The sequence below is a fragment of the Mesorhizobium kowhaii genome (assembly GCF_003253745.1).
Taxonomy (GTDB): domain Bacteria; phylum Pseudomonadota; class Alphaproteobacteria; order Rhizobiales; family Rhizobiaceae; genus Mesorhizobium; species Mesorhizobium kowhaii.
The window spans coordinates 87,489-102,256 of the sequence record NZ_MZXV01000076.1; the positions used below are offsets into that span (position 1 = coordinate 87,489).

16 protein-coding genes and 1 pseudogene are annotated in these 14,768 nt (G+C 63.5%); 11 read left to right on the plus strand and 6 right to left on the minus strand.

The window, feature by feature from the left end; genetic code table 11:
* Positions 1-44 precede the first annotated feature (44 nt).
* The 3 genes from ruvC to B5V02_RS33915 form a co-directional block, all read right to left on the minus strand.
* Positions 45-554, minus strand: a complete 510-nt coding sequence (gene ruvC, locus B5V02_RS33905; RefSeq protein ID WP_111548324.1) for a crossover junction endodeoxyribonuclease RuvC — start codon at positions 552-554, stop codon at positions 45-47.
* A 218-nt stretch (positions 555-772) separates the two neighbouring features.
* The gene (rcdA, locus tag B5V02_RS33910; RefSeq protein ID WP_111548325.1) at positions 773-1,306 is read right to left on the minus strand and encodes a protease adaptor protein RcdA; all 534 of its coding nucleotides are present in this window, start codon (positions 1,304-1,306) and stop codon (positions 773-775) included.
* Positions 1,307-1,686: 380 nt separating this feature from the next.
* Positions 1,687-2,067, minus strand: coding sequence for a hypothetical protein (locus B5V02_RS33915; RefSeq protein ID WP_111548326.1), 381 nt, complete (start codon positions 2,065-2,067; stop codon positions 1,687-1,689).
* Between the two features lie 331 nt (positions 2,068-2,398).
* Between B5V02_RS33915 and B5V02_RS33920 the strand changes: the two genes are divergently transcribed.
* Positions 2,399-2,950 carry a DUF2269 family protein gene (locus B5V02_RS33920; RefSeq protein WP_111548327.1) on the plus strand — a complete coding sequence of 184 codons (552 nt, stop codon included), beginning with the start codon at positions 2,399-2,401 and terminating at the stop codon, positions 2,948-2,950.
* 41 nt (positions 2,951-2,991) lie between these two features.
* Here B5V02_RS33920 and B5V02_RS33925 read toward each other — a convergent pair whose 3' ends face one another.
* Complete coding sequence (locus B5V02_RS33925; protein ID WP_111548328.1) at positions 2,992-3,762, minus strand: sulfite exporter TauE/SafE family protein; 771 nt, start codon at positions 3,760-3,762, stop codon at positions 2,992-2,994.
* Between the two features lie 180 nt (positions 3,763-3,942).
* Positions 3,943-4,419, minus strand: coding sequence for an Lrp/AsnC family transcriptional regulator (locus B5V02_RS33930; RefSeq protein ID WP_111548329.1), 477 nt, complete (start codon positions 4,417-4,419; stop codon positions 3,943-3,945).
* A gap of 132 nt (positions 4,420-4,551) precedes the next feature.
* On the opposite strand from B5V02_RS33930, the pseudogene B5V02_RS33935 reads away from it, so the two are divergent.
* The 3 genes and pseudogenes from B5V02_RS33935 to B5V02_RS33945 all read left to right on the plus strand — a co-directional run bounded on the left by B5V02_RS33935 (position 4,552) and on the right by B5V02_RS33945 (position 7,281).
* Positions 4,552-5,457, plus strand: a pseudogene (locus tag B5V02_RS33935) (DMT family transporter).
* A 134-nt stretch (positions 5,458-5,591) separates the two neighbouring features.
* Positions 5,592-6,239 (plus strand): thiamine phosphate synthase, encoded by a 648-nt coding sequence (locus B5V02_RS33940; RefSeq protein WP_111548330.1) that lies wholly within the window; start codon positions 5,592-5,594, stop codon positions 6,237-6,239.
* Between the two features lie 46 nt (positions 6,240-6,285).
* Positions 6,286-7,281, plus strand: coding sequence for a tetratricopeptide repeat protein (locus B5V02_RS33945; RefSeq protein ID WP_167458781.1), 996 nt, complete (start codon positions 6,286-6,288; stop codon positions 7,279-7,281).
* Positions 7,282-7,296: 15 nt separating this feature from the next.
* Here B5V02_RS33945 and B5V02_RS33950 read toward each other — a convergent pair whose 3' ends face one another.
* Complete coding sequence (locus B5V02_RS33950) at positions 7,297-8,313, minus strand: zinc-dependent alcohol dehydrogenase family protein (protein ID WP_111548332.1); 1,017 nt, start codon at positions 8,311-8,313, stop codon at positions 7,297-7,299.
* On the opposite strand from B5V02_RS33950, the gene B5V02_RS33955 reads away from it, so the two are divergent.
* The 7 genes from B5V02_RS33955 (at position 8,279) to B5V02_RS33985 (ending at position 14,714) form a co-directional block, all read left to right on the plus strand.
* Positions 8,279-9,274, plus strand: coding sequence for a LysR family transcriptional regulator (locus tag B5V02_RS33955; protein WP_167458782.1), 996 nt, complete (start codon positions 8,279-8,281; stop codon positions 9,272-9,274). The genes B5V02_RS33950 and B5V02_RS33955 overlap by 35 nt on opposite strands.
* Before the next feature lie 163 nt (positions 9,275-9,437).
* Positions 9,438-10,004 carry an elongation factor P gene (efp, locus tag B5V02_RS33960; RefSeq protein WP_111548334.1) on the plus strand — a complete coding sequence of 189 codons (567 nt, stop codon included), beginning with the start codon at positions 9,438-9,440 and terminating at the stop codon, positions 10,002-10,004.
* Positions 10,005-10,272: 268 nt separating this feature from the next.
* Positions 10,273-11,073: an inositol monophosphatase family protein gene (locus B5V02_RS33965; protein WP_111548335.1), complete on the plus strand. Its 801-nt coding sequence runs from the start codon at positions 10,273-10,275 to the stop codon at positions 11,071-11,073.
* A 104-nt stretch (positions 11,074-11,177) separates the two neighbouring features.
* Complete coding sequence (trhA, locus tag B5V02_RS33970) at positions 11,178-11,864, plus strand: PAQR family membrane homeostasis protein TrhA (protein ID WP_111548336.1); 687 nt, start codon at positions 11,178-11,180, stop codon at positions 11,862-11,864.
* Positions 11,865-11,973: 109 nt separating this feature from the next.
* Complete coding sequence (locus B5V02_RS33975) at positions 11,974-12,999, plus strand: MotA/TolQ/ExbB proton channel family protein (RefSeq protein ID WP_111548547.1); 1,026 nt, start codon at positions 11,974-11,976, stop codon at positions 12,997-12,999.
* A 1-nt stretch (position 13,000) separates the two neighbouring features.
* On the plus strand, positions 13,001-14,029 hold the full coding sequence (locus tag B5V02_RS33980) for a peptidoglycan -binding protein (RefSeq protein ID WP_111548337.1): 1,029 nt from the start codon (positions 13,001-13,003) through the stop codon (positions 14,027-14,029).
* A 250-nt stretch (positions 14,030-14,279) separates the two neighbouring features.
* On the plus strand, positions 14,280-14,714 hold the full coding sequence (locus B5V02_RS33985; RefSeq protein ID WP_111548338.1) for a hypothetical protein: 435 nt from the start codon (positions 14,280-14,282) through the stop codon (positions 14,712-14,714).
* The last annotated feature ends 54 nt before the right edge of the window (positions 14,715-14,768 follow it).

Here is a 14,768-nt window from a genome sequence, read left to right on the forward strand (position 1 = left end):
GAAGTATTACTTATCGCAACTATGAGAACAAGTCAAGAACATTGCTACCCGGCGAGCGCCATCCTGTAGGCGACGCTTTGCCGGTGATGCGCGTGGCAGATGGCGATGGCCAGCGCGTCGGCGGCATGTTCGGTATCGAAAGTGGCCTTCGGCAACAGCACCTTCACCATCATGTGGATCTGCTTCTTGTCGCCATGACCAACGCCGATCACCGCCTTCTTGACAGCGTTGGGCGCATATTCGGCAACGACGAGGCCAGCGCGCGCCGGCACCAGCATGGCGATGCCGCGCGCCTGGCCGAGCTTCAGCGTCGCCACCGCGTCTTTGTTGACGAAGGTCTGTTCGACCGCCGCCTCGTGCGGCATGGTGGCGTGCAGGATTTCGGCGAGCCCGTCATGCAATTGGCAGAGCCGCGTCGCCAGCGCCGCCTTGTCGTCGGACCGCACGGTGCCGGAGGCGACGAAGCGCAACGAATTGCCGAGGCTCTCGACGATGCCCCAGCCGGTGCGCCTGAGCCCCGGGTCGATACCGATAATGCGAATCGCTTCCCCCATCCGGCGAGTTTACCTCCGGTGGACAGCGATGCCAGCGAAATGTGAACAAACCGGAAACGATCCCCCACGACGAGTCGCGGGCTGTTTGAGAATTCGCTCTGGCGGAGCAGATGGCGTGGTTTTCGAGAACCGGAGCGGAGCGTACCTAAGTACGTGAGCACCGGAAGCGCAGAAAACTGCGCCAGATGCCCGTCAACGTAGAATTATCAGGCAGCCCGTCAGCCGCGAGCGAAAGCCGTGTTGAGCAGGCTGATCTGGTCGGAAACCGGATTGGGGCGGCGAGCCGTCAGTTGCATGTCGACCACGGCGCCGGAGCCGTAGATCTCCTCGTCCATGCGGCGCACCAGCGCCTGCAGGCGCAGCGAGCGGGTGACGAGGTCGAGGAAATCCTCGGGCAGTTCGGCCCAGCCGGCGGCTTCGTCATGGGCGGAAGCGGTGTCGAGGCGCACCTTGGACTTTTCCGACGCAACCTGGTCGCGGGTCATCTCGCCGGAATTCGCCGCGCGCTGCAAAAGCAGCCAGGAGGCAACCTGCATCAGCCTTGTGGTCAGCCGCATCGATTCGGCGGCATAGAGCGTGGCCCCCAGCCTGGACAGTTTCTTTGCCTCGACCCGGCCCTTGCCGTCGAGATACTCCGCCGCCTGTTCGACCAGGCCCATGCCTTCCTGGTAAAGCGGCTTGAAGGATTGCGTGAAAACCCGGCGCTCCGCCAGTTTGACGGTTTTCGCACTGCCCTTCGAAAGCTCGTTCATTGCTACGCCCCCTGCACCTACAGCTGGCCGATTCGGCTCACTGCCGATACACCCAGCACCCTATAGAACTGAAGCTTGAAAATGCGCTTCGTTCCCGGCGAAGGCAAGCACATGTTTAACAGAAGGTTAACGGCGAGCCGCTGTCGGGCGCCCTGAAATCCGGACAAAAAAAGAGCCGCGGATAAGGCGGCTCTCAGGAGTTTAACAGGGAGGCGTCAAACAAAGTGGCTCCAACCACTCGGTAAGAATCCAGATCACTGGATGGACATAGTAAACACCTGTAAAGCTTAATGAAGCCTTAACGGCACGCGTGTTTTTTGACCGAACGCCACCGTCCTGTGCCGTAACAGCACAGCCCCGAGCCTCGTTTCAGGCTCAGCTCAGGCCGTCTTCCAGACGGCCGGCAAGGCGACGAAGGCAAACAGCAGCATGGACGCGTAGAAGCCCATCGAGGAAATCCCCACCAGCGGTTCGATCGCGGCATTGCCGGCAAGCAGGAAATAGAGGCCGATCAACAGGCCGATGCCGCTGATTGCCGTCAGCCAGAAATGGATGGTGGCGAGCATCTTTTGCCCGACTGCCGGAAACAGATGGTAGAAGAAGGCGAAGACCGCCGACATCAGCCATCCGGCCACCATCGTGTGGGCGTGGGTCGGCATCTGGCCATGGTCCTGGCTGATCGCCATGTACAGGCCGAGCGCCATGCCACACAGCGAATAGATGATCGCCAGCGTGAAGAAATTCCGTGCTACCCCTTGCATAATGTTCCCCCGAATTGCCTCTTCCCGTGTGCGGGAATGGGTTGATCGTCAGGCGAATCTTGTCGCCACCGGGCTCCCGGCATCGGTGCACTAGCATCGGCACTGTTTCCAGACGATGTCGCGCCAACCCCTCCCGACACTTCTCACGATAGCAGAAAACCAGGCAGTGCATTCGCCATCTCGGCGGCTTCGCGCTGGCGGCAAGCTGAAACAGAACCGAATTTTTCGCGACATCGTTCCGAAACGTGCGCCGCGCTAAAGGCCGCTCCTCTGACGGGCCGGCGCAAATCGCGCCCTACCGGAATCCCTCCAGAACATCCAAGGAGCAACCATGGACTGGTACTCGATCGTCAAATTTCTCCATATCGTCTCGGCCAGTTTATGGGTTGGGGGCGGTTTCGTGCTGTTCCTGCTCGGCGCGCTTGCCGAGCGCGCCGGCAACATCGAGGAAAAGTTGCAGGCGATGCGTGCCAGCGGGCAGTTGGGAGGCCGTTTCTTCGCGCCGATGTCGATGCTGACCCTGATCTTCGGCCTCATCATGTGCAGCTTCTGGGTCGGCTTTTCGGATCTGTGGATCATCATCGGTCTGGTCGGCTACGCCACGACCTTCTCGATCGGCATGTTCATCTTCAAGCCGACCGGCGAGCGCATGGGCGCGATGATCGCCAAGGAGGGCATCACGCCCGCTGTTCTGGCCATCGGCCAGCGCATGATGAGCGCGGCGCGCTTCGACTATGCGGTGATGCTGGCAATCATCGCCGACATGGTGCTGAAGCCGACCGCGCATGACATCGGCATTCTTGCCGGTATGGTGCTGGTCGTCGTGGTGGGCGCCACACTGGCCCTTGGCGGCAACCGTCGCCTCGTGCCGAGCGCCGCCTGACACCGCCGTGATGGTGAGGGGCTGCACAGCCGCCTCACCCCTTACAGAAGGCCGGCGATGCCATCCCACAGCAGCTTCAGCGCCACCACCGCCACGGTTGCGTAGGTGAAGGGATAGAAGGTTTCCGGGCGCATCCGCCGCACCAGCCAGGCGCCGGCGATGGTCGACAGCGGCGCCAGCGGCGTCAACACCGCCGACGCCGTCAGATTGGCGGTGTCGAACTGGCCGAGCGCGAAATAGGGAATGAGCTTCAGCGCATTGGTGGCGGCAAAGAAGATCGCCGCGGTGCCCGACAGAATTTTGGGATCGAGCCGGATCGGCAAGGCATAGACCTGGAACGGCGGGCCGCCGACATGGGCGACGAAGCTGGTGAAGCCGGCGACCGTTCCCCAGATGGCGGCAGCCACACGGTTGGGCTGGGCCGCGTGGTCGGCGCCGTGGCGAAACTGCAGATAGAGCCAGCGCAGGACGAAGATGATGGCGACGGCGCCGACGATCAGCCGCACCGCCTCTTCGGTGACCAGTGCCGCCGTCAGCCAGCCCAGGCCGATGCCAATGACGGCGCCCGGCATCATGTCGACCAGCATCTTGCGGTCGTAGACACCCCACCATGTCCACACCGACACGATGTCCATCAGGCACAGGATGGGCAGCAGGATGGCGGCGGCCTGCACTGGCGGCATGGTCAGCGCCATCAGCGGCACGCCGACGAAGCCGACGGCGCCGCCGAAGCCGCCCTTGGACAGGCCGACCAGAATGACCGCCGGGATGGCAGCCGCGTAGAACCACGGATCGAGAAGCAGGCCTGACATGGGGAGGGGCTGGGCTGGAGGGAAAGCGCGTCGACGCTTGAATAGCCCAGAATTTTGAGCGGAGCGACAGCAAATGTAAGCGTGGCTGCGGCACGCGTGGCCAATGGCGGGCCTTTGTCCTATCGGCGGGCCGACACCAGCAGGAACATCGGCCGCTCCAGCTCTTCCGCCAGTTCGGGCTTAGCCCTGCAAAACCTTTGCCCTGTCACGAGAGGCGGTTGCGTCGAGCGGCGGCGGCCGCCGCCGGATCGGCTGCGCCTTGATGATGGCGGTGCTGGTCTCGGCCTTGTCGGCGATGCGGTCGAGAATCCCGTCGAGATCGCCGATCGAGCGCACGAACAGACGGGCGACGAAGCAGTCATCGCCCGTCACCTTGTCGCATTCGCCAAATTCGGGGATCTCCTCGATCAGCTTCTGGACGATGTGCAGCTTGCCCGGCAGCGGCCGGATGCGAACGATCGCCTGCAGTGTATAGCCGAGTGCCAGCGGGTCGATCTCGACCGTGAACGCCCGGATGACGCCGCGCTCCTCGAGCCGTCGAAGCCGCTCCGAAACGCTCGGCGACGACAGCCCGACCTGGCTGGCCAGGTCCTTCAGCGAGGTGCGTGCGTCCTTGACCAGGATTTCGAGGAGATTTCGGTCGAGATCGTCCAGCATTTTACATTTCTCGCAATTTTGGAACTAATGCCTAATATAATTATTATAGATGGCAGCACCACCTTTTTTATCACATGGAAAGCCCCGACGACGCATGAGATTATGCGAGATCAACGGGTTCGGAGGTTTGTTGTGAACGATACAGTGCGCGGTACGGTCGAAATGTCCGCCGCAATGGCGATCCTGGGAACGATCGGATGGTTCGTCGTCCTGTCCGGCCAGCCGATCATGGATGTGGTGTTCTGGCGTTGCGCATTCGGCGCGCTGACGCTGCTTGTCATCTGCGCCGGGCTGGGGTTGCTGCGCAACAGGCTGTCGCTGCGCGTCATCGGCCTCGCAGCGCTCGGCGGCGTCGCTATCGTCGTCAACTGGCTGTTACTCTTTAGTGCCTTCTCCCGCGCGTCGATCTCGATCGCCACCGCTGTCTACAACACGCAGCCCTTCATGCTGGTCGGCTTCGGCGCGCTGTTCTTCGCCGAGCGGCTGACCTTGACCAAGCTGACCTGGCTGGCCATCGCCTTCGCCGGCATGGTGCTGATCGTGCAGGCCGCCCCCGATGCCGGCGATGTCGGCACGGATTAATTTACCGGCATCGTCATGGCGTTGGGCGCGGCTTTCTTCTGGGCCGTCGCCGCCATCGTCACCAAGAAGCTCAAGGGCACGCCGCCGCACCTGATCGCGCTGATCCAGGTCTGCGTCGGCGTCGTCATGCTGGCGCCCTTCGCCAATCTTTCCCAGCTTCCGGCCGATGCGTGGACCTGGACCATGCTGGCGACGCTCGGCATCGTCCATACCGGCCTGATGTACATCCTGATGTATGGCGCCATCCAGAAGCTGCCGACGCATCTGCAGGGCTCGCTGTCCTTCATCTACCCGGTGGTGGCGATCCTGGTCGATGTCACCGCCTTCGGCCATCGGCTGCATCTGAGCCAGATCGTCGGCGCCGCCGCCATCCTGATCGCCGCCGCCGGCATGAATCTCGGCTGGACGCTGTGGAAGTCGAAAACGCCCGTCGCGAGCCCGCACCCGATCAAGTGACGCGGGCCCGCCGGCTGCCCGGCGGGTCAAAAAACGCGATCCCGGCTGCCCGCCTGTTCAAAGCGGGCACTTTGCTCTATGCCGCAATCCAACCATCTTCGCCCGGCATAGGCGAAACGCGGGATCGAAAAACCATGAATGACGCAACGCCCCCCAACCGCTGTCGCATCGTGCTGATCGCGCCACCCGGCGTGCCGGCGGCCCGTATCGCCGCGGCATTCGAAGGCGGCGACGTGGCTTCGCTGATCCTGCCCGAGAACGGCATGGACGAGGCCTCCTTCCAGGCTTTCGCCGAGCAGATCGTGCCGGCAGCGCAAGCCGCGGGCGTCGCTGTCGTCATCGCCGGCGACACCCGCATAGCCGGCCGCGTTCAGGCCGACGGTATCCATGTCGAGGTCTCCAAGGCCGAACTCGCCGAGACGATCGAGCATTTTCAGGCAAAGATGATGGTCGGCGCCGGCGGCGCCAAGACGCGAGACGACGCGCTCGAGCTCGGCGAGACACGGCCCGACTACATTTTCTTCGGCCGCTTCGGTTACGACAACAAGCCCGAACCCCACCCGCGCAACCTGTCGCTCGGCAGATGGTGGGCCGATATGATCCAGATCCCTTGCATCGTCATGGCCGGATCCGACATCGCTTCGGTGGAAGCGGTGGGCGCCACTGGCGCCGAATTCGTGGCACTGTCGAGCGCCGTGTTCGCCGACGGCACCGACCCCAGGACAGCGGTCGCCAGCGCCAACGCGCTGCTCGACGAGACCGCGCCGCGCTTCGAGGACTGACGTGCCCTCGGCAACGCTTCCCCTCCAGGCTCTGCTTGCGGCGCTCATGATCCAGGCAGCGGCCGCGGAAAACATCCCGCTGCCGCAGTCCAAGCCGGAAGCCGGCGTGCATACGGACAAGCCGATCGACAAGCCGCTGCCGCAGCCCGCCACCACGGCCGAGCCGGCGCCGCTGCCGTCAGCCGACACCGTCAATCCCGACCGCTTCGGCGCCAAGCCGGCCGACGCCGCCTATGGCGCCTTCCAGCGCGGTCTCTACAAGACGGCCTACAATCTCGCGCTGGTGCGCGCGCAAAACGGCGACCCGGCGGCGCAGACGCTGGTGGCCGAGATCCTGTCGCGCGGGCTGGGTGTGCCGCTGAATGCCGCGGAAGCGGCGAAATGGTACGCGCTTGCCGCCGAACAGGGCGTGCCGGAATCGCAGTTCCAGTATGCGCTGATGCTGCTCGATGGACGCTACGTCAAGAAGGACGAGAAGGAGGCCTATGCGCTGATGCAGGCCGCCGCCGAAGCCGGCAACCGGCTGGCGCAGTTCAATTTCGCGCAGATGCTGGTCCAGCAGGACCCCGGCGACGCCGGCCTCGCCAAGGCGGTCTCCTACTATGAGCGCGCCGCCGCCACCGGCCTCGCCGACGCGCAATATGCGATGTCACAGATCTATGCCAATGGCGTCGGCGGCAAGCCGCGCGACGACGCGCAGGCAAGGCGCCTGCTGGCGCAGGCCGCACGGCAGAATTACGACACCGCGCAGATCGATCTCGCAACCTGGATGATCGAGGGTCGCGGTGGCGGCCGCGACCTGAAGTCCGCCTTCGGCTGGATGAAGCAGGCGGCGGAGGGCGGCAACGTCGCCGCGCAGAACCGCCTCGCCAAGCTCTATATGCAAGGCATCGGCACCGATCCGGATCTTGTCCTTGCCGGCGCCTGGTACATCGTCGCCCGCCGCGCCGGTCTCATCGACCCGCAGATGGACGATTTCCTGCAGGGGCTGGGCGACGACCAGACCAAGCAGGCTCTGCAGAAGGCGAACCGCCTGCCCTGATCGCCGGTCGCGAAATCACGGCGTGTGATCGAGGACGACCTTGCCGAAGGGCGAGCCATGTTCGAGATGGTGAAACGCCGCCGCTGCCTCTCCCCACGGGAAGACCCGGTCGATCACCGGCCGCAGCCGGTTGACCGCAAGCGCGCGGTTCATTGCCTCGAAGGATTCGCGTGAGCCGACGGGTATGCCGCGTGCCCTGACCTGGCGGCGAAAGATATCGAGCGGATTGATCGCCCCCTCGCTGCCGCCGAGATAGCCTATGACGTTGATCTGGGCGCCGCGTGCCGCGGCCTTCAGCGACTGGGCGAAGCTTTGCGGCCCGCCGACCTCGATGATGTGATCGGCGCCACGGCCATCGGTCAGCGCCATGACGGCTGACGACCAGTCCGGATCGCTGCTGTAGTTGACGCAGTCATGGGCACCGACTTGCCTTGCCCGTTCAAGCTTTGCATCACTGCTCGAGGTGACGATGACGCGCGCGCCGGCAGCGGCGGCGAACTGCACCGCAAATAGCGACACGCCGCCAGTGCCCAGGCTGAGCACGGTTTCGCCCGGCTTCAGATGGCCCTCGGTGAACAGCGCATGCCAGGCGGTGACAGCAGCGCAAGGCAGCGTCGCCGCCTCGACATCGCTCAGATGCGCTGGGGCAAGCACTGCCGCCTGTTCGTCCAGGCGAGCGAATTCGCTGAGCAATCCGTCGATGGGACCGCCGCGCTGATAGGACGGTTCGGCCATTGCGAAGCTGCCGCCGACCCAGCGCTGCCAGAAGGTGCCGCTGACACGGTCGCCGACCTTGAAGCGGCTGACCTCAGGGCCGACCGCCACGACGTCACCGACGCCGTCCGAAAGCGGCACCAGCGGCAATGGAAATACTGTGTGATAGTTGCCGCGCACGATTTCCACGTCGCGGTAGTTTAGCGCCGTGGCCTTGACCTTGATGATCATTTCCTGGCGACCCGGTGCCGGCATCGGCCGTTCGACCATTCTGAGATGGTCGATGCCGCCCGGGTTCTGCAGCTCGATGGCTTTCATTGTCGTCATCCTTTCCGTTGCAAGGAAAATCGCTTGTCAGACGGTGGATTTCAAATTCATAATAGTCAGCATGATTATGCGTGTAGAACATGGTGAACGGATGCTCGAGGAACTGCGCACGCTCGTCCTCTTCGCCGAGGAAGGCTCGATCCAGAAAGTGGCCCGCCGCCTGCCACTGACGCAGCCTGCCGTAACCCGGCAGATCCAGCGGCTGGAGGACATGCTCGCCACCACACTGCTCGACCGGCGGCAGAAGCCGCCGCGGCTGACCCAGGCAGGCCTGGACGTACTGGCTCGCGGCCGCGACATTCTCGCTTCGGTCGAAGCGCTGAAATCCTTCGCCGGCAGCGCCGAGCCTGAAGGCGTGCTTCGCCTCGGCCTTGCCCACGGCCTCTCCGACAGGGATGTGGCGGGGGCCATTGCCAATGCCGCCGCGTTGTTTCCAAACGTGTCGCTGCGCCTCAAGACCGGCTGGAGCGCCGAACTCGTCTACCAGTTTGATCGCGGGCAGCTCGATGTCGCCATCGTGCTGCGCGCAAACACCGGCGAAAGCAGCGAGGGTGCCATCGGCACGGAGCGCCTCGGCATCGTGGCCGGCAAGCAGGTCGGCCCGGCGACCGATCTTGCAGATGCGGCCTGGGTCTTGAGCCCCCCGCCTTGCGACGCGCGCCAACGGCTGCTTGCCGTCCTGGGCGAAGACAGAAGGAGATTATCCATCGCCGCCGAAATCCAGGACCCGGCCATGCAGATGGAGTGGGTGCGAAGGGGCCACGGACTCGGCCTCATGCCCATGCGCCTTCTGCGTCAGCACTTGCCGAGGGGCGTGATGCTCATCGAGGCAGGTGATCTCGACCTGTCTATGCAGGTCGTTGTCATGCGGTCGCCGCACATCCATCGACTGACAAAGGTCGCCGATGCCGTCGCCAAATCCGTCGGTGCGGTTATCAACCACGACGCCTGACCCTGCCTTCTACGGCACTGCATATCCAGACCCCCGACCTCGGTGCTTCATTCCCGGCGCTTGGCCCCAGCCTGCCCGCTCCCTTGCCTCTTCTGGCGATTTGTGGTCTTGGGAGCCCCGAATTCGCTTTCTCGGCGAACATCTCATTCCGGATCAGATCACTATGGCCAAGATCAATGGCAACGAAATCCGTCCCGGCAACGTCATCGAGCATGATGGCGGCCTTTGGGTGGCGGTCAGGACCAACACCGTCAAGCCCGGCAAGGGCGGCGCCTACAACCAGGTCGAGCTGAAGAACCTCATCAACGGTACCAAGCTCAACGAGCGCTTCCGCTCGGCCGAGACCGTCGAGCAGATCCGGCTCGACCTGAAGGATTTTTCCTTCCTCTACGCGCAGGAAGACGCGCTGGTGTTCATGGACACCCAAAGCTACGAGCAGCTCGAATTGAACAAGGACTTCGTCGGCGACCGCGCCGCCTTCCTGCAGGACGGCATGATGGTGACGGTCCAGCTCTATGACGAAAGGCCGATCGGCATCTCCTTGCCCGACTATGTGACGCTGACCATCACCGAGGCGGACCCGGTGGTGAAGGGCCAGACGGCGGCTTCGTCCTACAAGCCGGCGATGCTGGAAAACGGCATCCGTGTGCTGGTGCCGCCATTCATCGGCGCCGGCGAGCGCATCATCGTCGACACCAACGAAATCACCTACGTGCGCCGCGCCGACTAGGGCAATTCCAGGAAAAGTGTGAAACGGTTTTCCCAGGAAAAGCGCATAGCGCTTTCCCTTGGGAATTGCGACAAACAAGGAGATAGAGCGGTTCGGCGTTTCCGTGAGACGATGAACCGATCTAGGCATGGTCCCGAACCGAAGGTCAGCGCAGCAAAAAAGTTGCAGACTTTTCGGATCAGATCATGCTTCAAAAAACAAGCATATGAAGCGGGGGCGCGATCCAGTTTGAGTTGATCCGCCCCAAGCTCTCGGAGTTTCCAACGATATGGCACGCTCAGCCCTTCTCAACGTCATGGTCCAGGCCGCAATGAAAGCCGGCCGCTCGCTGTCGCGCGACTTCGGCGAGGTGCAGAATCTGCAGGTCTCGATGAAAGGCCCTGGCGACTATGTCAGCCAGGCCGATCGCAAGGCCGAGGACATCGTCTTTGCCGAGCTGTCCAAGGCACGGCCGGGTTACGCTTTCCTGATGGAAGAGCGCGGCGTGGTCGAAGGCGACGACGGCCAGCACCGCTGGATCGTCGACCCGCTCGACGGCACCACCAATTTCCTGCACGGCATCCCGCTCTTTGCCGTTTCGATCGCGCTGGAACGCCAGGGGCAGATCGTTGCCGGTGTCATCTACAATCCGGCAATGGACGAGCTCTACACCGCCGAACGCGGTGGCGGCGCCTTCATGAACGACCGCCGCTTGCGCGTCGCCGGCCGCATCAAGCTGGTCGACACGGTGATCGGCTGCGGCGTGCCGCACCTCGGCCGCGGCCACCACGGCAATTTCCTCGTCGAACTGCGCAACGTCATGGCGGAGGTCTCGGGCGTGCGCCGCATGGGTGCCGTCTCGCTCGATCTCGCCTATGTCGCCGCCGGCCGCATGGACGGTTTCTGGGAAACCGGCCTGTCGGCGTGGGACGTCGCCGCCGGCCTGCTGCTGATCCGCGAGGCGGGTGGCTTCGTTTCGGACATGGACGGAGGCCAGGACATGCTTGACCACGGCTCGGTGGTCGCCGGCAACGAGGTCATCCAGCGCGCTTTGCTGAAGGCCGTGAAGAAGCCGCTCTCGGCGCGCTGACTGACACGCCGCGCTGATGCGCCGCAGTCGCAAAACCGCAATGGAAGCTTGAAATACTGCCCGGCGAGCGCCCAAATTGGAAGGCGCGGCGCAGGAACCCGGCAGTGAAAGACAACCAACCCTACCCCGACATCCCGTTCATCGGACGCTGGCACTATTCGCGCGCCGAGATGATCGCCGACGGCATCGTCCATGCAGTCGGCATCGTGCTGGCGATCTCGGTCGGTTCGGCACTGCTGGCGCTGGCGGCCTTTCGTGTCGGGCCGGGCGAATACATCGCCGCCGCCTTCTATGTGGTTTCGCTGCTCACCGTGCTGTCGGTGTCGCTGACCTACAATCTGTGGCCGGTGTCGTCGCCGGTGAAATGGATCTTGCGGCGCTTCGACCATGCTGCGATCTATCTCCTGATCGCCGCGACCTACACGCCTTTCCTGGCTCAGCTCGAAGGCTCGCCGCTGGCGCGCTGGATGATCGTCCTCGTCTGGACCGCCGCAGCGCTGGGCATCGCCATCAAGGTGTTTTTCCCGGGCCGTTTCGACCGGCTGGCGATCGTCTTCTATCTCGCCATCGGCTGGAGCGGCATCGTCCTGGTGAAGCCGCTTGTCCAGACTTTGCCGACGACATCGCTCGCGCTCATCGTCGCCGGCGGCATCGTCTATTCCTGCGGCGTCATCTTCTTCGCCTGGAAGGGATTGCGCTTCCACAATGCACTGTGGCACGGCTTCGTCGTCACCGGCGCTGGCCTGCATCTGGCCGCCATGGTCGACTGTCTGGTCATCAATCGCCTCTGACACAGACTTATCGACGCGGCAATATTGCCAAGCGCCATTCAATTTGGTCACAATTCCGTTTAGAGTCGCGGTCTACGTGATCGGCGGCGGCATCGGAAACGGGGCACGAATGGCTTTTCTCAGATCCTTCGGCATGGGCAGACGCTCTGATGTCCTGATCTACGATCCGCACAAATTGTCGAGCCCGCAGGTCTTTCTGCTGACCATGATGATCTTCCTGGTCATCGTCGCCTTCATCGCCGCCATCCTGACCCGCCAGATCTCGACTGCCTTTGGCAGCAATCCCGGCCTCAACGGCCTGATCGTCGGCGTGCTGGTGGTCGGCATCCTCTTGGCCTTCGGCCAGGTCGGACGGCTGTTTCGCGAAGTGCGCTGGGTCAACTCCTTCCGTGCCGGCTCGGAGACCACCGAACCGGTGCTGCTGGCGCCGATGAAGGCGATGATCGGCCGCTCCTCCGCGACGGCCTTCTCGACCAGTTCGATGCGCACCATGCTCGATTCCATCGCCACACGCCTCGACGAAAGCCGTGACACCTCGCGCTATCTCGTCGGCCTGCTGGTGTTCCTCGGCCTGCTCGGCACTTTCTGGGGCCTCTTGAACACCATCGCCTCGATCCGCGAGACCATCGAATCGCTCGATCCGGGTACAGGCGACGCTGCTGCGGTGCTCGATTCGCTGAAGCAAGGGCTTTCGGCGCCGCTGGCCGGCATGGGCACGGCCTTCTCGTCCTCGCTGTTCGGCCTGTCCGGCTCGCTGGTGCTCGGCTTCCTCGACCTGCAGGCCGGCCGCGCCCAGACGCGCTTCTACACCGAACTGGAAAACTGGCTGTCCTCGGTCACCGATCTGTCGTCCGACATCGTCGTCTCGGACCCGGCCAAGACCGAATCCTCTGACGAGATCCGGGTTTTGTCGGAAAGGCTGCGCAGCATGCAGGAGAATGGCGGCGGCTCCAATCCGCGCGTCGCCACTGCCATGGCCAATCTCGCCGACGGCATTTCCGGCCTAGTCAAGAACATGCGCTCCGAGCAGCAGATCATGCGCGACTGGGTCGAGGCCCAGTCCGACGAACAGAAGGCAATGCGCAACACGCTGGAAAAGATCGCCGACGCCCTGAAGAAGCCCGGGGTGCATTGACGTGGCGCTGGCACGTGGGCGGCGCGATCGCCGCATCGATTACTGGCCGGGCTTCGTCGACGCGCTGTCGACGCTGCTTCTGGCGATCATGTTCCTGCTCACCGTCTTCGTGCTGGCGCAGTTCCTGCTCGGCCGCGAAATCTCCGGCAAGGACACGGCGCTCTCGCGCCTCAACTCGCAGATCAACGAACTGACCCAGCTTCTGGCGCTGGAGCGTTCGACCGCGCAGGACAAGGAAGATTCGCTTGCCAATCTGCAGGCATCGCTGTCGGCGGCGGAAGCCGAAAAAAGCCGGCTCGAACAATTGCTGGCGCAAGGTGCTGGCGCCGGCGACGCCGCCAACCAGCGTGCCGTCGCACTTTCGGGCGAGCTCGACAGCCAGCGCCAGATCAGTCAGCAGGCGCTGAGCCAGGTCGAGATCCTCAACCAGCAGATTGCAGCACTGCGCAAGCAGATCGGCGCGCTTGAGGATGCGCTCAACGTCTCCGAAACCCGTGACCGTGATTCCAACACCAAGATCGCCGATCTCGGCCGCCGCCTGAACGTAGCACTGGCGCAGCGCGTGCAGGAATTGAACCGCTACCGCTCCGACTTCTTCGGCCGCTTGCGCGAAATCCTCGCCGACCGCGAGAACATCCGCATCGTCGGCGACCGCTTCGTGTTCCAGTCCGAAGTGCTGTTTCCGACCGGCTCCGAGGTTATCAACGATGCCGGCAAGGTCGAGATGAAGAAACTCGCCGACGCCATCATCGAGCTGCAGAAGGAGATCCCGCCCGAGATCAACTGGGTGCTGCGCGTCGACGGCCATACCGACAACAAGCCGCTCTCCGGCACCGGCCGCTACCGCGACAACTGGGAGCTGTCGACGGCGCGTTCGACCTCGGTGGTGAAATTCCTGATCGAGAACGGCGTGCCGGCCAACCGCCTGGTCGCCGCCGGCTTCGGCGAGTTCCAGCCGCTCGACCCCGCCGACACCGAAGAGGCGCGCAACAAGAACCGGCGTATTGAACTGAAGCTCACCGAACGTTGATCCATCATCACGCGGCATCACGCGAATTTGTTCGCCGGCTCAACTCTAGGGCGCAGACCGAGGCCGGCAAGGCCTGAAAAGATTATCTTTTTTTAATTACACATCGTCGCTGTGCGATCCTAGCTTCCCGCCTGGGCCGAGAACCGCCGGCGATGAATCCCCCTCATCGCGACGCGACGGAACCGGACGGCCCTCGGCTGGAAGGCAGGCGAAGGAACCGCCACCTTCCTCTTCAGGAGGAGACGCGAAGATGCGCTCTTTTATTCCCAGCACGTCGCTTAGAACTGCAACACTCACGGCGTGCCTCATCGCCATTCCGCTTGCCGGCGCCTATGCCGCGGGCCATCACAAGGGCACTCTCGACGCCACCGACCCAACCGACCTTACGGGCCCGCGCGTAGAGGGTCTCATCGAACAGGTTCAGGGCGTCCGCGAGGGCATAGTCGACGCCAGGCAGGCCAACAACATTACGCCGGCCGTGGCCGAGCGCCTGGAAATGCAGACCGCCCGCATCGGTAAGGCGGCAGAGAAGATAGCGGCATCGGATCACGGCAGGATACCGGCCGCGCAATACCATGACCTGCTGCGCCGTCTCGACAATGTCGACCAGCGGCTGAGGGTCGATACCGGCAGCGGTTTCCTGATGGGCGATGGCGACGACGGCGGACACTATCCGAACGGCTGAGGCCATCCCGCCTGAAACCAAAAGGAAGGGCCTACCTGGCGCCTTCGGGACCCA